10 protein-coding genes are annotated in these 18,137 nt (G+C 36.0%); 8 read left to right on the top strand and 2 right to left on the bottom strand.

Annotation, left to right across the window (positions count from 1 at the left end):
• The first annotated feature begins 193 nt into the window (after nucleotides 1-193).
• From IRZ78_RS01170 to IRZ78_RS01145, 6 genes are all read left to right on the top strand, one after another.
• A complete protein-coding gene (locus tag IRZ78_RS01170) occupies nucleotides 194-4,753 on the top strand; it encodes a glycosyl hydrolase (protein ID WP_194614772.1) in 4,560 nt (1,519 codons plus the stop codon).
• Nucleotides 4,754-5,068: 315 nt separating this feature from the next.
• Nucleotides 5,069-5,926, top strand: coding sequence for a glycoside hydrolase family 16 protein (locus IRZ78_RS01165; protein WP_194614771.1), 858 nt, complete (start codon nucleotides 5,069-5,071; stop codon nucleotides 5,924-5,926).
• A 1-nt stretch (nucleotide 5,927) separates the two neighbouring features.
• Nucleotides 5,928-7,055 carry a glycoside hydrolase family 43 protein gene (locus IRZ78_RS01160; RefSeq protein ID WP_194614770.1) on the top strand — a complete coding sequence of 376 codons (1,128 nt, stop codon included), beginning with the start codon at nucleotides 5,928-5,930 and terminating at the stop codon, nucleotides 7,053-7,055.
• 344 nt (nucleotides 7,056-7,399) lie between these two features.
• Nucleotides 7,400-9,784, top strand: a complete 2,385-nt coding sequence (locus tag IRZ78_RS01155; RefSeq protein ID WP_228520314.1) for a sugar-binding domain-containing protein — start codon at nucleotides 7,400-7,402, stop codon at nucleotides 9,782-9,784.
• A 28-nt stretch (nucleotides 9,785-9,812) separates the two neighbouring features.
• Nucleotides 9,813-11,816 carry a DUF2264 domain-containing protein gene (locus IRZ78_RS01150; protein ID WP_194614768.1) on the top strand — a complete coding sequence of 668 codons (2,004 nt, stop codon included), beginning with the start codon at nucleotides 9,813-9,815 and terminating at the stop codon, nucleotides 11,814-11,816.
• A 32-nt stretch (nucleotides 11,817-11,848) separates the two neighbouring features.
• A complete protein-coding gene (locus IRZ78_RS01145) occupies nucleotides 11,849-12,853 on the top strand; it encodes a glycoside hydrolase family 43 protein (protein ID WP_194614767.1) in 1,005 nt (334 codons plus the stop codon).
• Between the two features lie 22 nt (nucleotides 12,854-12,875).
• Here IRZ78_RS01145 and IRZ78_RS01140 read toward each other — a convergent pair whose 3' ends face one another.
• Entirely contained in the window at nucleotides 12,876-14,864 is a 1,989-nt protein-coding gene (locus IRZ78_RS01140) for an ATP-binding protein (RefSeq protein ID WP_194614766.1), read from the bottom strand.
• Between the two features lie 263 nt (nucleotides 14,865-15,127).
• On the opposite strand from IRZ78_RS01140, the gene IRZ78_RS01135 reads away from it, so the two are divergent.
• The gene (locus tag IRZ78_RS01135; protein WP_194614765.1) at nucleotides 15,128-16,417 is read left to right on the top strand and encodes a hypothetical protein; all 1,290 of its coding nucleotides are present in this window, start codon (nucleotides 15,128-15,130) and stop codon (nucleotides 16,415-16,417) included.
• Nucleotides 16,418-16,476: 59 nt separating this feature from the next.
• Here the strand turns inward: IRZ78_RS01135 and IRZ78_RS01130 are convergent, their stop codons facing one another.
• On the bottom strand, nucleotides 16,477-16,764 hold the full coding sequence (locus IRZ78_RS01130; RefSeq protein ID WP_194614764.1) for a hypothetical protein: 288 nt from the start codon (nucleotides 16,762-16,764) through the stop codon (nucleotides 16,477-16,479).
• Nucleotides 16,765-16,970: 206 nt separating this feature from the next.
• Here IRZ78_RS01130 and IRZ78_RS01125 point away from each other — a divergent pair, with 206 nt between their 5' ends.
• Nucleotides 16,971-17,831, top strand: a complete 861-nt coding sequence (locus tag IRZ78_RS01125) for an AraC family transcriptional regulator (protein WP_194614763.1) — start codon at nucleotides 16,971-16,973, stop codon at nucleotides 17,829-17,831.
• Nucleotides 17,832-18,137 lie beyond the last annotated feature (306 nt).

Raw genomic sequence — 18,137 nt, 5'->3', positions numbered from 1 at the left:
AGATTAAAAAGATTTTTTAGCGTAATCATTCGTGAATTGCTCCGCCTGTTCACTATCGTTCGGGTCGTGGCTATTTTTTCACAAGTATAAAATTATGCTGCGCAAACCAGCTTAATCCGTAAAACCCGTGGACTATTATTTTACCACTCCCGTTATTAATGATTTTTCAATAATTCTAAAACCAAAATTTATTATGAAAAAATTATACACGTTTATATTATTTTGTTTATCGGTCTTTTTATTCCGGGGATATTCACAAGCTCCTAATCTGCCTGTTAAGATAAATTTGGGTACAACATTAAACGGTTCTAAAACATTTAGCAACGCAGCAAATTCAGATATTATAACCTTTCCGTTATCCAGCCAAAGTGAATTTACTTTAGAAGTAAAAGCCAAAATAAACACAGCCCAGGGCAGAGGATTGGATGTTCAGGTTAAAAATTCAGCCGGATTTGGATTCAGAACTTCCTTAGATAAAACAACTTTAAATAATACCACAGCTTTATCCATAATAGAAAATTTAAGCACCTCTGTTGATAATGCTCAGGAACAAACTTTTCGCTATGCTGTAAAAGACGGCGTTGCCAATATCTACCAGGACGGACATTACCTAACATCTAAAACGCTTGATTTTGTAATTGATAATTCAGCAGCACAGCAAATTGTTTATGGTACAGATAACTTGCTTGGTAGATGGGCAGGAATTGCAGGCAATAATTCAGGGAAACCTAACGATTATGGCTGGGCAAATACCGTTGCCACACTTCCGTGGAATACTGCCAATTCAACAAGTGGCGTACGATATCTGGATGTAACCTCCGGGCATACTTTCGAATCAGATAATACAGCTTATAACGGCAGGTTAATGTACATCCGTTGGGACAATAGCAGTTATGCTACCTCAACTTACAGTTATCCCGTAAAACTGGAAAAAGACCTGCAATATGAATTCTCATGGATCTACGAGTATATTTCGAATGCGGCGGCGGGCATAAAATTGAATGTGTCCATTTCAACGGGAGCTGACGGATCGGGTGTTTTAGCTTCTAAAACATTTACAACCGGCAGCGCCAATAAATTAAGAAAAGGTGATTTTTCTTTTATTTCAAATGCTGATGGTATTCGCTACATCACCATTACAGGCGATTACGGACTCATGGCAATTGGCGATTTAAAACTAAAATCTTCGAATTTAATGAATACCTGGGATGGTTTTGCTAATGATAATTCCGGAACTCCGGCTGCTTATGGATGGACGAATGCAAGCGTTCCCACGATTTTTACTACAGCCAACAGCACTTCCGGAACACGATATATGGATGTAACTTCCGGACATACTTTTGAATCTGACAATAGTATTTATTCAGGAAGACTCTTACATATCAGATGGGATTCGACTGCACTTCAAAATTCAGTTTACTCATTTCCAATTGCATTAGAAGCTTCGAAAGACTATCAGTTTTCATGGATTTACGAATACATTTCAAATTTAGCTCCCGGATCTCTCATTAATGTATCTGTTTCTACAGTAGCCAATGGAGGAGGAACTATTTTAAATTCTAAAAGTTTTACTTCAGGAGCTGTCAATAAACTCAGAAAAGGAGATTTATCTTTTCAATCTCAAACCGCAGGGACTTATTATATAAATATTAGCGGAGCCAATGCACTTTTTGGAATAGGAGAACTAAAGCTTCAGTCCCAAACAAGTCCAGCTATTGTAATTGGTAAAAATTATACAACAGGTATAGTTGATATGGTAGTGAGTTCAGTAACGTATGAGAATGTGGCTTATGCACCGGAAAAAATCATTAGTCCTGCATTGCAAACAGCAGAAATTACCAGTAATCAGAATGTAAAAAGCTATGCAAAATCAAAATTAAACCTGAACGGATCTTCTTCTTTGTATTTGCAAAATGCCTACAACCCTTTAATTAATTCAACAGTCAATTTAAATTCGACAGCTTCGCGTTTGTATTTCGAGAATATTAAACCCAGTGACGTTATTAGTTCGTACCTAAAGTTTGTATCCGTAAACGGAGTTTTGGCCGGGAATGGCAGTAATGTATCGGTTACCAATTATGGTTCAGGTACTGTTGTGGCTCCTTATACTGTTAACGAAACACCATTAGAGGTTTTTACTGCAGAAAATTTTGGAGGAGCATCGAGACAGTTTGCACCCGTTACGCCTTATGATAATTTAGAAGCGTTTGATAACAGTATTAAATCATTCAAATTAAAAAAAGGTTATATGGCCACCTTTGCCACCAGTGCTGACGGAAGCGGATATAGCAGGGTGTATATTGCAGAAAATCAAGATTTGGAGATAGCAGATTTACCTGTTAATCTAAAAGGGACCATTTCGTTTGTCAGAACAATGAAATGGCATGAAGTCAATAAAAAGGGACTTGCAGGCGGTGATGCGCAGGCTATAGATGCAACAAACATTACCTGGTATTACAATTGGAACACAGGATTAGATTCTACACCCAATGTAGAATATGTTCCTATAAGACAAACACAATCCTGGCCATCATTTACTCCTGCTTATACGAAAGAAGGATATACGCATCTTTTAGGTTTTAATGAACCGGATCGCCCTGATCAGTCTAATATGACTGTTGAGGCTGCCATAACTTCATGGCCTGGATTACTGAAATCAGGTTTACGATTAGGTTCGCCTTCTACATCAGATCCGTTTAATCCATGGATGGCAAGTTTTATGACTCAGGCCGAGGCTAATAATTATCGAGTTGATTATGTGGCGCTTCATTGTTATTGGTACAAAACTGCCGCACAATGGAAAAGTGATTTGCAAAACATATATGATAAATACAAAAGACCAATCTGGATTACAGAATGGAATATAGGAGCCAACTGGACCGGGAATAATTTTCCTGACGGTCCTGTCTTATTAACAGATGCAAATGCCATCAAACATAAAAATGATTTGGCGGCAATTCTAAATGTATTAGAAACGACAGATTATGTAGAACGTTATTCGATCTACAATTGGGTACAGGATTCCAGAGCCATGTATGTTACTATCAACGATGCTTTTAAAACTAGAAATCCAAACTGGCAGAGTTATGTATGGCTTCAGACAGCGCCGGTAATTTCAAGCACCGCAACTGATTATACCGTTTTAACTCCGGCAGGAGAATATTATGCCAAAAATGCATCGGCGAAAGCCTATACTTCGGCCAGAGAATATATTTCGGTATGGAAAACAAAAGTAGAAACACTAACGTATGAATTGTCATCAGATTATAAAAATATTACAGTAAAATGGACAGGTACCAATCAGGATCTAGTGAATAAATATATTCTGGAAAGAAAATTAGAAGGAGAAACCGCATTTTCAGTTTTTCAGGAATCGACAGATTATACTGTTCTTAAAAAAACAGATATAGTTCATACAAAAGCAGAATACAGGATTAAAGTAGTAGGTAAGGATAATGTAGAAACAGCATACTCGGCTATATTGGTTTTTGAGCAGGCTGCAATCCCTGTAACGCCAGCAAATATTGAAGGCACAGGAATATCTACCTCAATAATCAATTTAAAATGGTCAGCATCAGCAGGAGCAATATCTTATACTATTAAAAGGTCAGAAAGTTTAAATGGTACTTATGAAACTGTTGCCACTTATGTAAAAGATACGGTTTACGAGGATAAAGATTTAACAGCAGATACCAATTACTATTATAAACTTGCTGCTGAGAATTCAGGAGGAGAAAGTGCTTATTCTGCAGCTTTGCAGGTTAAAACATTGGCTTTAGCCATTCCAAATGCAGTAACAAATGCCGTTGTGGGATCTGGTGATGCAAAAGTAATTCTGGGTTGGGATTTTATGTACGATGCTTCTTTTCATGTCAAAAGAGCGACTTCACAAGCAGGCCCTTTTACTACTATTGCGACTATCACTAGCAATTCATATCAGGATACAGCAGTTACAAACGGGAATACGTATTATTATAAAGTTGCTGCTTTTAATTCTTTAGGCGAAGGTACAGATTCAGTTGTATTAACAGCAAAACCTGCGGGAGGACAAAAAATTACCGGAACAATCATTGGTCACGAAGGATCGTATCAAAACAATGGTTTGACCATAGCGAAAGCTTTCGATGAAGATGTCAATACATACGTTGACGGACCAACTGCTGCGGGTTATTTAGGTTATGATTTTGGATTAGACAGCAGCGCCAGTTTAACATCTATAAAATATGTTCCCCGTCCTACTTTTGGAACCCGTATGACCGGAAGTGAGATCAGAGGTTCTAACAGCGCCGATTATCTTACGACTTATGATGTTTTACATACCATAACACAAACACCTCCAAATGCGGTTTTTACTGAAGATGCAGGTTTGGCCACTCAAAAATACAGATACATATACTGGTACACACCAACTGGTTACGGAAACATTGCAGAGCTTGAGTTTTATGGTACGGTTTATAATGAATCGCCAACATTGAGTACGTTTACTCCTAAAACAGTACAGAGATCTTCTTCGGATATAACGCTAAAAGCATTTCCAAATCCTACTTCAGGCCAGTTTGAGATTGATGTACCAGCCAATGAAGAGGCAGTAACCATTGGAATTTATACTTCTGATGCAAGATTGATTTCTAAGGCAAAGTATAGTATTGAAAATGGTAAAGTCAATTTGAATATCTCCAATGCCACAGCAGGAATATATCTGGTAAAGATTGAATCTTATCCTGATAAAACAATTCGCATTATTAAAAAATAAAACTACCCTTTGGGTATAATTCAAAAAAAAATAAACACATAGAAACATAGATTTTTTTTAGCTAAAAAAAATGCAAAAAAGAAATACATTTCTTTCACATAGCGGGCGAGCTATATGCATTTAATAAGTGAAATACCTTTTTTAAAAGACCTAAAACCTATGTTCCTGTGTGTTAAAATTAATTACTCAACGTATTACAACTATAAATAAGAAGGCTGTTGGTTCATAATATTTACCGGCATTTGTTCATGTTTTAAAAGATAAAACCAACAGCACTTATTATTCTTAAGGTTTTGATTTTAAAACAGATATAAAATGACGTCTACCACCTTTCGGTTTTTGATTTTAGCCATTGTATTAGCCTTAACTTTTAGCTTTATTCCAAATCAGGAAAAACCTCCCAAATACAAAGGATATGATTTGGTCTGGAATGATGAATTTGCTGTAGATGGCGCTCCGGATAAAAAGAATTGGAATTATGAAATTGGTTTTATGAGAAATCAGGAAGAGCAGTGGTATCAAAAAGAAAACGCTTATTGTAAAGCCGGTTTTTTAATTATTGAAGCCAGAAAAGAAAATAAAGTCAATCCTAATTTTATCTCTAAAAGCCATCAGGACTGGACAAAAAACAGAGATTCTATAAAAGCGACCTCTTCGTGTTTAATCACACAAGGAAAACATGCCTGGCAGTATGGCCGGTTTGAAATGCGGGCTCAGATTCCAATCGCAAAAGGAATGTGGCCGGCCTTTTGGACTTTGGGTATAAAAGGAAATTGGCCTGCGAATGGCGAAATTGATATTATGGAATATTACACAGGGAAAATATTGGCCAATGCGGCATGGAAATCAAAAGAATCTAATACAGCCTGGGATAGCAGCACATTTAAGCTGAGTGATTTTAAGGACAATTCATGGGCAGATAAATTTCATCTCTGGAGAATGGACTGGGATGCTGAGTCGATTAAGTTGTATGTAGACAATCAATTACTAAACGAGATCAATGTACAGCAAACAATACAAAGTAAAGATCAAAACATAATTCCGTTTCAGCAGCCACATTACTTATTGGTAAATCTGGCAGTAGGAGGAATCAATGGCGGAGACTATACAGCAGCCAGTTTTCCGTCAAAATACATAATAGATTATATCAGGGTTTATCAAAAAAAGAAGTAAAATGAAATTAAAATATTCGATAATTATAAGTTTGGTATGTTCGCTTGTTTTCAGTCAGAACAAAGATTTTGTTCCGGGAAAACAATGGAAAGATACCGATGGAGTACATATTAATGCCCACGGTGGCGGTATGCTTTTTATTGACGGAACCTACTATTGGTACGGCGAATATAAAACTGCGGGACGTGCGGGAAATACCGCTTTAGAAGGAATTAGCTGTTACACCTCAAAAGATTTGTACAATTGGCACAACGAAGGCATTGTACTTAGGGTAGAGGAAAACCCTGCCTCTGAAATAGCCAAAGGATGTATAATGGAACGCCCTAAAGTGGTTTTTAATAAAAAAACAGCTAAATACGTGATGTGGTTTCACTTAGAGTTGAAAGGGCAAGGTTATAATGCTGCCAGTGCTGCGGTTGCCGTAAGTGATACGCCAAACGGGCCTTTTAAATTTAAAAAATCATACCGTCCTAATAAAGGAGTTTGGCCAATTAATTTTAAAGATGAGTTCAAAACAGCTTCTATAGACGAAAGTAAGTTGAAATCGTGGACTCCGGAATGGCTAACGGCAGTAAAAAACGGAATGCTGATTCGCAGGGATTTTGAAAAAGGACAAATGTCAAGGGATATGACTGTTTATGTAGATGATAATGAGAAAGCGTATCTGATTCATTCATCAGAAGATAATCTGACACTTCATATTTCAGAGCTTACGGCTGATTATTTAGATTTTACCCAAAAATGGACAACAGTGGCTCCGGCAGGTCATAATGAAGCTCCGGCAGTCTTTAAACAAGATGGGGTTTATTATATGATAACTTCAGGCTGTACAGGCTGGGATCCTAATGAGGCACGTTCGTTTAAATCGAAATCTATTTGGGGACCATGGCAATCTTTGGGAAATCCGTGTATTGGTAAAGATGCTGAACTGACATTTTATTCGCAAAGCACCTATATTTTCCCAGTTCAGGGAAAAAAAGATCAATTTATTTTTATGGCTGACCGATGGAAACCAGAGAGTCCTATTGAGGGAAGTTATGTTTGGCTGCCTATAACAATTAGAAACGGGAAGCCAGTTTTGAAATGGCTGGAGAAATGGGATTTAAATGCTTTTAGAGAAAAGAGATAAAGTAGAGCTTTCTCAACAATACCAATCGTATTTGTGAATTAACAAACACGCAGGCAAAAGAAGCAGCGAAAAGCTAAATTTTAAACATAATAGTTTTTATATTTGAAAAGTGTTGTTTTGACACTTGTAATTGTTGTTTGTGAATATTGAAACAGAACAAAATAATTATTATGACTATTTTTTTTCCAAGATGCATCACTTTAATTTTTCTAACAACATTTTTGATAGGTTGTAATGCTTCAAAACAAAAGAATTCAATAAAACGAATGAATTTTAAATAAACAGACATCATAATGAAAATGAGAAAAATAGTAAAGGCATTATTCTTAATTAATTTGATAATAATGAGCTGCATATCACAAAGTGTAGCGCAGAATACAAATCAAGAGCGAAAACAACGTTTTAATTTTGATTGGAAATTTGCCTTAGGAGATGCTGCTGAAAATAGCGCAATAAATTTTGATGACAGCACTTGGCGAAAATTAGATTTACCCCACGATTGGAGTATTGAAGGAAAATCAGAAAAAAATAACCCAAGTGGAGGAGATGGTGGTTTTTATCCGATGGGAACGGGCTGGTACAGAAAAACATTTTCTGCACCAAAGGAGTGGAAGAACCAGAAAATTGCTATTTATTTTGAAGGAGTTTATATGAATGCTCAGGTTTTTATTAATGGAAAATCAGTGGGTATTCAGCCTTACGGTTATACCTCTTTCGAATATGATCTCACACCTTATTTAAAATTAGGTCAGCAAAATACAATTGCAGTCAGGGTTGATAATTCACAACAAAAAAATTGCAGATGGTATAGTGGTTCAGGTATTTACCGCAATGTATGGTTAATGGTAAAAAATCCCGTTCATGTTAAAAATTGGGGCGTTGCCATTAGTACATTAGAAGTAAAAAATAATAAGGCTGTAGTTCAGGTTAAAACCATTGTAAAAAACGAAACGCCAGTATTAGAAGTTGTTATGCTCTCTACTGCTATTACGGATAGAAAAGGAAAAACTGTAGCAAATGCATCTGGTAAAATCGAATTGCAGCCAAATGAAGAAAAAGAAGTAATTCAGACAATTGATGTAGAAAATCCTAAATTGTGGTCATTGGAAGCACCAAACAGGTATCAGGTTAAAGTGTCAATTGTAAAAGAGTCAAAAATTATAGATGTTGTAACAATTGATTTTGGAATTCGGACAATTAAGTTTAGCGCTGAAAACGGATTTGTATTAAACGATAAAAAAATACTATTAAACGGTGGTTGCGTGCATCATGATAATGGAGCGCTGGGTGCTGCCGCTTATGATCGTGCTGAAGAAAGAAAGATAGAATTGATGAAAGCAGCAGGGTTTAATGCGCTTAGAACCTCTCATAACCCTCCTTCTGAAGCTTTTTTGGAGGCGTGCGACAAATTAGGTATGCTTGTCATAGATGAAGCTTTTGATGGATGGAGAGAAAAGAAAAATACTTTTGATTATGCCAGTATTTTTGATAAATGGTGGAAACACGATGTAGAATCTATGGTGCTGAGAGACCGCAATCATCCTTCAGTCATTATGTGGAGCATTGGTAATGAAATTATTGAGCGTACCAAGCCACAAGCAGTTGAAACAGCAAAAATGTTTGCAAATGCAATTCGAGGTATAGATGCTACACGCCCTATAACATCGGCTATGACCACTTGGGATCAGGGTTGGGAAATTTTTGATCCTTTGATGGCTGCTCATGATGTTGCAGGATATAATTATCAATTGCATTATGCAGAATCAGATCATGAAAGGGTACCTTCCCGAATTATTTTGCAGACTGAATCATATCCTAAAGATGCTTTTGCCAACTGGGACTTAGTTCAAAAACACAATTACATTATAGGCGATTTTGTCTGGACAGCAATGGATTATTTAGGCGAATCAGGAATTGGCCGTTTTGTTTATCCGGGAGAAACAGAGGGAGAACACTGGACAGCAAATTTATATCCCTGGCATGGTGCGTATTGTGGTGATGTAGATTTAATGGGATGGCGAAAACCAATTTCGCATTATAGAAGTATGTTGTATAATGATAATGAAAAATTATATATGGCAGTTCGGGAACCAAATCCTGAAAATGGAAAAATTAAATTGACAAGCTGGTCGGTTTGGCCTACATGGGAAAGCTGGACGTGGCCTGGTCAGGAAGATAAAAATATTGAGGTCGAAGTATATTCGAAATATTCTAAAGTAAGGCTCTACCTGAACGGTAAAAATTTAGGAGAAAAAGAAACAACCAAAGCGCAGGAGTTTAAGGCAATTTTTGTAATTCCATATACAAAAGGCGAATTAAAAGCAGTTGGATTACAAGATAACAAAGAAGTAGAATCGGTGTTCTTAAAAACAGCAGGTCAGGCGGCTACAATTAAATTAAAAGCAGATCGTAAAACTATCGAATCTGATGGTCAGGATTTAGTATATATAAATGTTGAGCTTTTAGATGAAAAAGGTATTTTAAATCCCAATGTGGCTAATGAACTTACATTTAAAGTTTCGGGTGCCGGAACAATTGCAGGAGTCGACAATGCCGATTTAAAAGATGCTGATTTATATGTAGCAAATACTCGTAAAACCTGGAAAGGACGTGCAATGGTAATTATAAAAAGCAATAAACAGTCAGGGAATATTAATCTTGAAGTTACTTCTCCGGGATTGGGTAAAACAGTCCTTACTATAAAGGCTATTAAAAAAAATAAAATGTAAAATGATAATATTGCAAAATTATTTTAAAATGAATAAAGTAAAAATATCCCTTTTAATTTTTGTTTTTAGCGTGTCTTTATTTTCACAGCAAAAAGAAAATACAGCCAGTGTATTTGAGATAAAAAATCCCAATTATGCTATCAGTTCTTATACCGGAATGACAAAGCAACATTGGAGAGATGCTGCACTGTATTTATTAGACGGAGCATTTAGTTACATTCATACGCTGGATGATCCTATGAAATTTCCCAAGCAGGAAGGGAAAAGTTATCCCAAAGAAGAAAGCCAGGTTCCAACCGAAAAACTGGAAGGGCTTTGCAGAACCTTGTTTATAGCTTCGCCTTTATTAAAAGAGAATCCATCATTAGTGATTAATAACATTAAAGTAGGGGATTATTATCGGTATCAAATAGGCAAATTAACAGATCCGGCAAGTCCATCTTATATTGCGCCTCGTTCTCAAAATGGCGGGCCAAGTCAAAAACTAGTAGAGTTTGGCGCTTTGGCCGTATCGTTGCTTACCAATCCTGAGGTTTTATGGAAACCATTACCAAAAAATCAGAAAGATGCACTGGCAAAAATTATGCTGAGTTATGGTGATGGTCCAACGGTAGATTCGAACTGGAAGTTTTTCAACATTTTTGTATTGAGCTTTTTTAAAGAACAAGGCTATACGGTAAATGAAAAATTATTGGTGGAATATCTCGAAAAATCACTAAAAAATTACACAGGAAACGGTTGGTACAATGATAGTCCGGCGTATGATTACTACAGTATGTGGGCTTTTCAGATGTACGGAACAATCTGGTCTGAGTTTTTTGGTAAAGCACATTATCCGGAGATCGTGGCTAAATTTACCCGTAATTTCAATGATTTAAAGGATAATTACCCCAATTTGTTTAGCAAAAATGGCGAAATGATCATGTGGGGAAGAAGCATCAGCTACAGAACCGGTGCTATAGTTCCTTTTCCTTTAATGGGATTTCAAAATGATCCCAATACCAATTATGGATGGATGCGAAGAATCTCGTCTGGCGTGATCAAACAGTTTTTAACGCATCCCGATTTTATGAAAGATAATGTGCCTACACTTGGTTTTTACGGCGCTTTCGAACCATCCGTTCAGGTTTACAGCTGTAGGGGAAGTGTGTATTGGATGGGAAAAGCATTCCTGGGATTGCTGGTTCCTGATGATAATCCTTTTTGGAATGCTAAAGAAAACAATGGCGATTGGGACATTTTCAAAAAAGATGAAGTTTACAATAAATATCAGGGAGATTCTCATATATTAATTACAGATTATCCCAATATTGGAGCTTCGGAAGTGCGAGCGTGGTGCAATGAAAAAGTAAAAAACGACTGGCAAAAGTTTAGATCAACAGAAAATTATAACAAGCTGTCTTATAATAGCGCTTTTCCTTGGCAGGCTGATGGAGAAAATGGAGAAGTGGCAATGAATTATGTCATTAAAAACAAAAATGGCGCCTGGGAAGCCTTTAGATTGTACACTTTTAAGAAATTTGAAAACGGCATTTATTACAGAGATGTAGTTTTAGAAACCGATGAAAATATCCAGTTCAATTTAGCCGATATTCCTTTGGCAAACGGAATTTTAAGAGTAGATAAAAACAATAGTGATAAAACAATTGCGATGAGGTTGGGGCATTATGCTTTGCCAGAATTAGATAAAGAGATCGTGACTTCTACAAAAAAGGTAAACGGATTTGATGTTACAATTATTGATAACGGAAAATACCAATTGGCAATGATTCCAATTTTAGGATGGGAAAAGACAGAAGTTGTAAAAGCCAAAGGATTACATCCGGAAAGTAATGAAAGTAGTGTTATTGATGTAAGAAGTACTTCTGCACCCAAAAAGTCAAATATTTATGCGACTTTGATGCTTTGGAAACAATCAAATAAAAGATTTACCAATAAAGAATTGTCGCCTGTGAGTAAAATTATGGATTTAGGTGATGGTACTTTCTCCGTTACAATTGAAGGAGAACCAGAAAAAAAGATCCAATTTTAAGGTGTCTGATAAATAAATTAAAATAAGTAAGCATGAGATTAATTAGAATTTTCACTTTGGTGATGGTAACTGTAATGTATTCTAATCAGAGTTATTCACAATCTACAGAATTTAATAACCCCATTGCAGAACAGCGCGCTGATCCCTGGGTATATAAAACAGATACCGGAGACTATTTTTTGATAGCAACTGTTCCTGAGTACGATCGTATTGTACTAAGAAAGGCAAATAGCATCAACGGATTAAAAGAAGCCAAGGAAAAAGAAATTTGGCATAAACATGAAAAGGGAGTAATGGGAAGCCATATCTGGGCTCCGGAATTGCACAGGATCGATGGCAAATGGTACATTTATTTTGCAGCAGGCGAGGTTGAAAATATATGGAATATCAGGATGTGGGTATTGTCGAATTCGTCAGCAGACCCAATGCAGGGCAAATGGAAAGAAGAAGGACAAATAAAGACTCAAAAAGAATCCTTTTCTTTAGATGCCACTACTTTTGAGCACAAGGGAAAAAGATACTTAATATGGGCGCAAAATGTACGTGGAGGAGATAGCGGAACAGCTTTGGTTTTATCTGAAATGAAAAATCCAACGACGCTTACAGGACCGGAAGTGATTTTGACCGAGCCTGAATTCAGCTGGGAAAGGGTAAAATACAATGTAAATGAAGGACCTGCCGTAATTAAAAAAGACGGAAGAATATTTGTTGCCTATTCTGCCAGTGCAACAAATCATAATTATTGTATGGGTTTGTTGTGGGCGAATGAAGACGCAGATTTGCTGAATGCTGCTAACTGGAATAAGTCTCCGGGACCTGTTTTCTACACCAGCGAAGAGCTAAAAAGATACGGTCCCGGCCATAATTCGTTTACGACTTCTGAAGACGGAAAATCAACGATAATGATTTATCATGCTCGTGATTATAAGGAAATACAAGGGCACGAGTTATCAGATAAAAATCGTGCTACTCGCGCACGAAAAGTAAGTTGGACAAAAAGCGGCTTTCCGGATTTTATGCAAAATGAAAAAGATTAAACAATCATTCTCAAATTTTTTATCATACTGCTTTTAAAATTTTAACGACATCGATGATTTCAGGGTGCAAAAAGTTTATTTTATCTGCAGTATCAGTACTAAAATGTCCTGATTTAGCCTCTTCTTCAATAATAGTTAAATAGTTACTAAGGTCTTTTAGCATAAAAATTTCGAGACTGGATTTCATATTATGCGCAATATTCTTTACTGACTCGTTATCATTATTATGAAATGCTTTTTCCAGTTGTGCTGCTTCATTAGGGATTCTTTCAATAAAAAGTTGAATCATCTCTTTTATAAAGGCAGTATCTTCGCCAGCCATCTCTTCCAAAAAAGATAAATTAATCTTTCTTTTGGGTTGCGTTTTACCCTCTTTGCTTAGAACTGTTTTTATCGCTTCTAAAAGTAAGGGCTGCTTAAAAGGTTTTGGTACATACGCATCCATTCCTACATCAAAACAAAGTTGCTGTTCTCCCACAAGAGAGTGCGCTGTCATGGCTATTATAGGAATAGTCATGTTCATTTCATTCCTGATGTATTTTGTGGTTTGGTATCCGTCTTTAACGGGCATCTGAAGATCCATTAATATCAAATCATATTTATTTTTTGATAAAAGACCGATTCCTATTGCGCCATTTTCAGCTATGTCTAATTCAAAGCCAAAATTGAAAATAACGTTCTTTACCAGTTTCTGATTTAAAACATTATCCTCACAAAGCAGTATCTTAAGTTTTCCCAAATTATACTCGGACAAAGTTTCGTCTGCAGTTTCAATTTGGTTTGATTTTTTATAAGTCAGTACAAAGAAAAATTCTGAACCGCGTCCTTCTTTACTTTTTACGTGAATTATCGAATTCTGTAATTCTACCAGTTGTTTTACGATGTTAAGGCCAAGTCCGGTGCCGCCAAATTTTCGCGTAGTACTTTCTTCAGCTTGTGTAAATCGTTCGAAAATAGTTTTCAATTTATCCTCTTTTATTCCAATTCCGGTATCTTTAACCGAAAATCTAAGCGAATAATTATCGGCAGTTTCGGCTACTTTTTTTACCGAAACCGTTACTTCGCCATCTTCAGTAAACTTAAGCGCATTACCGGCTAAGTTCATTAGTATCTGATTTAATCTTCCCTGATCGCCAATTACATTTTCGGGCATATCGGCATCGAGAAAGAGATTAAATTCAACATCTTTCTGAACTTTTACTTTTAGTAAATCATAAACATGTTTAAGCGTGTTCTTTAAATTAAAAGGCTGTGCTTCAATAGTCAGATTGCCTGATTCTATTTTAGAAAGATCTAAAATATCATTTACGATCAAAAGTAAATTTTCTTCAGCAATTTGGACACTTTCGATATAATCACGCTGAATAGCATCAAGTCTTGTTTGAGCCAGCAGGTCGGTAAAACCAATGATTGCATTAAGTGGAGTTCTGATTTCATGACTCATATTGGCTAAAAAACTATCTTTTGCAAATACGGCACGATCGGCAATTTTTTTCTGGGCGGCCAATTCAATATTTTTTGTTGTTAATTCCAACTGATTGATCACGTGCTTTCCAATAATAGTAAGTGCATTTCGTTGGTCTTTATTAAGTTCTTTCGCCACATGATCTATAGCGCAAATTGTTCCTATGTTATATCCGTCAGGCGTTGTAAGGGGAACCCCGGCATAAAATCTCACTTTAAAACCTCCTGTAACATTAGGATCATTTTTAAATCGTTCATTTGCATGCGTGTCCGGTATTTCAACCATTTCCGATTCCAAAATAGTATAACGGCAAAAAGTAATTTCTCTTGGAACTTCTGAAACTCCAATACCAATTTCAGATTTAAACCACTGCCTGTTCTGGTCTATAAATGAAATATGTGCGATGGGCACGCCACATATATAAGAAACGAGTTTTGTAGCATCATCAAAAGCATCCTCGGGCAATGTATCAAGAATATTGTATCGTTTTAATGCTGCCAGACGTTCCAGCTCGTTGTGTGGTATGGGTTGTTGTAGAGTATTCATTCTATTGGGAAAGTAAAATGCAAAAATAGAATAATTTCAAGTAAAACCGGGTAAAAAAATAAGTCTCACAAATAAAGGGTTGTTTTTTCTTTTTACTACAGTAAATGATGATGGTCTGACAGGTAATTTAAAATTCTTACGTAGTAAATAACTTTCAAATACGATTTGTCTCCCAGGAAAAATAAAAACTTTTTTATTACATTTGATTTCTAAATTGAGCAAACAAAATCAATTTATTTATCATTAACCATAGTACTACTTATATGAAATTTTATGCACTTGTTTTAGCAGTTAGTCTGCTTTCATCTGCTGCATTCTGTCAAAAGACAGTTGCACCCGGCAGCAAGGATATCAATACCAAATACATCAAACCCGAAAAATCCCTTTATACCGTTTATTATGTTAAAGATACAAGCTGGGTAAAGCAAGGATCATTAACCTATGATATTGTTGTGGCAAATAATCAGTTGAGTCTGACCAATTCCTATACTCCAAAAGACAATTCAAGAACTAGTGCCCGCACCAGTGTAGCAGATGCCCAAACACTGAAACCTATAAGCTATACGAGCGATGGAAAGGAGTCAAAACTAAATCTCGACTTTGGTGAGACGGTTACAGGAAATTATTATTCGAAGAAAACCAAAAAGGATAAAAAGCTGAAACTGCATCCCAAAGAGGTTTATATTGACTGGAACTGGACTGATCATTTGATTTGTACATTGCCATTAGATGTAGGTTATAAAGCCCGCATCCCGCAGTTTTACTATAATAATGAGTCTGATGTTCTTGTTGAATACTATACCGTCAAAGAGGTAAAAAGTTTTATCTACAATTCTCCAAAGACTGGTAAGCACGACACATGGCTTGTCTCAGTTTTAGAAGAAAATACCGGTGCTATCTATAATTATATTGTAGACAAAAAAGACCATCGTTTATGGCAGCGCGAAATGTCTATGGGTAAAGGTATGTGGGAAATTACAGCCAACGAAGAGCTCGATTATCAGCCTATTAAGAACATATTCAACAAAGAACTTATGGTGCAGCAAATCTCCAAAGGCAATAGTGTCATTATTGGTACAGCCTATGCACGATCAGACTCTGGAAAGAAATTGGGTGGTTTGGTGAATACCGCTAAGAAACAATATGCTCCAAAGGGTACAGAGATTACGCTTTTTCCAAGTTCCGATTATTATGAGGAGTGGGTAGAAGTGAACAAGAAGATTCGCAAACAGAAAAAAATGCCGGAAGTTCCTTTGAACCGTGATTTTGGTTATTCGGTCAAAAAAGCCAAAGTTTACGATGATGAAGGACATTTTGAATTCGCAGATCTTATGCCTGGTAATTATGTCGTTATGGCCAGCTTTGATTTTTCTAACTCTTATAACTATTCCTATGTATCGGGCTATACCAATTATTATAACTATTGGGGGTATACGGGTTCATCAACAAATTACAGTACAGCCAGACAATCCTATATAGACAAGGCTAATATTGAGAAGCGTGTAACTATAGATAAAGATGGCGACAAAAAAGAAGTGAGCTTAAAAGAATAATGAAAAAAGCTCATTTCTTATGAAATGGGCTTTTGTAAACTGCAAAAAAGAGTCTTAACTTAATTGCAAAAAACTTTATTATTTACTAAAATCAGCCCCTTTATAGTTATACAACTTTTGTCGCAACTTGAATTTAGAAAGATATATCTCTCGTTATTCAAAAATAGTAAAGCATCTACTAGTATTGCTTGGTTTTCCTTTTCATCGGATTTACTGTCTTTAAATGACGAGAAGGCATTAAAAACTGGGGTTAAGAGACTTGTTAGCTCTTCTAAAGTACAACTCATGCCGTTTCTGTCGGCAAGTATCTGCAGCACTTTTATAAGAAAGTTTGGTAATGTTTCCATGACAACTGCTTTTACTTATCATATACGAAAATTGATTCATAACAGATTTTTGGAAGGGTTAAAATATATTAAGAACTAAAAAAGCAAAATATTTGGACTAAAAAGAAAAATATGTTTTTCTTAGTGCTCGTATCTTTGTATCTGAACTTTATAGTGTTTTAGGATTAATTCCAAAGCAAAGTTAAAACCGCTTTAATAGTTGCAATATGAAGAAAATGATTAAGGTTCCAACTTCTTTGATTGGCGGAGATGCGCCTCAAAACTCCCTGATGTTAGATGGTTGTTCTGTAATCGAGCAGTGTATACACAGTACCGAAGTTAAAGGAACTATGTACTTAGAACAGCATTTACTACTAATTGTAATGGAAGGATCTGTGGTGTTGACTTATGGAAAACAGGAATACAAGCTTTGCAAAAATGATATGATTTTGTTGAAAAAAGCCACTGCTGTAAAGTATCATAAATTCGGGAATGCTGAAAATGATAATATTTACGATAGTTTAATGTTCAGTATCAAAGATGATCTTCTAAAATCATTTTTATCAACCTCAGAAATTAAGGTAGCAAAACCAGAGGGAGAAATTAAGACAGGAGTTTATCCAATGAATGAATGTCTGGTTGCATTTGCCCATTCTATGAAGCCTTACTTTTTTGATCATTCTGTGGTACATCCCGGACAGCTTCGCCTGAAAATTATGGAATTACTTTATGATGTTGCAGAATGCAACAGAAGTATGTTTTTACAAATTCTGCAATTGCACGAGCCTGTAAAAACTGATATCCGCAATGTGGTCGAACAGCATTATGCTTCGCCAGTCTCTGTTTCGGAACTAGCATATCTTTCCGGAAGAAGTCTCTCGAGTTTTAAAAGAGATTTTCAGAATATATACAATGTTGCACCGGCAACCTGGATCAGAGAAAAGAGATTGGAAAAGGCAAAAGACATGCTGGAAACTACAGCTTTGTCGGTTTCAGATATCTGTTATTCCCTGGGATTTGAAAATGTCTCTCACTTTTCAAGAATATACAAGGAATTCCACGGACAGGCACCAAGTATCTCCCGTTAATAGCCAATACTCCAATTGACCAAGTACTAAATCACCTTCAATAAAATTCCGGTATTCAATTATTTGAATCACATTTTTCCATCTTAATTTCCAATTTATCATTAAAAGAGTTTTTATAATACATCTTATTACTGGAGAAACTTCCACACGGGATATTTTAATTCTCAAAAAGGACTAATTAGTCAAAATCTTTGAACTAATTAGAAAAAACTACACGCTTTGGTCATTGTAACTTTGTTTTAGAAATAGAGCTTAACTATTCTGTTAGTCAGTACAGTAGATTATGCTCGGAAATTTAATAATATT

The organism is Flavobacterium sp. CSZ (assembly GCF_015350725.1).
Taxonomy (GTDB): Bacteria; Bacteroidota; Bacteroidia; order Flavobacteriales; family Flavobacteriaceae; genus Flavobacterium.
The sequence above is the reverse complement of the archived record's forward strand: the minus strand, read 5'-3'. Positions and strand labels throughout refer to the sequence as shown.

Coding starts and splice junctions, on each gene's coding strand:
- IRZ78_RS01150 (WP_194614768.1), top strand. CDS start 9,813: ATGAATAAAGTAAAAATATCCCTTTTAATTTTTGTTTTTAGCGTGTCT.
- IRZ78_RS01145 (WP_194614767.1), top strand. CDS start 11,849: ATGAGATTAATTAGAATTTTCACTTTGGTGATGGTAACTGTAATGTAT.
- IRZ78_RS01130 (WP_194614764.1), bottom strand. CDS start 16,764: ATGGAAACATTACCAAACTTTCTTATAAAAGTGCTGCAGATACTTGCC.
- IRZ78_RS01125 (WP_194614763.1), top strand. CDS start 16,971: ATGAAGAAAATGATTAAGGTTCCAACTTCTTTGATTGGCGGAGATGCG.
- IRZ78_RS01155 (WP_228520314.1), top strand. CDS start 7,400: ATGAGCTGCATATCACAAAGTGTAGCGCAGAATACAAATCAAGAGCGA.
- IRZ78_RS01135 (WP_194614765.1), top strand. CDS start 15,128: ATGAAATTTTATGCACTTGTTTTAGCAGTTAGTCTGCTTTCATCTGCT.
- IRZ78_RS01170 (WP_194614772.1), top strand. CDS start 194: ATGAAAAAATTATACACGTTTATATTATTTTGTTTATCGGTCTTTTTA.
- IRZ78_RS01165 (WP_194614771.1), top strand. CDS start 5,069: ATGACGTCTACCACCTTTCGGTTTTTGATTTTAGCCATTGTATTAGCC.
- IRZ78_RS01140 (WP_194614766.1), bottom strand. CDS start 14,864: ATGAATACTCTACAACAACCCATACCACACAACGAGCTGGAACGTCTG.
- IRZ78_RS01160 (WP_194614770.1), top strand. CDS start 5,928: ATGAAATTAAAATATTCGATAATTATAAGTTTGGTATGTTCGCTTGTT.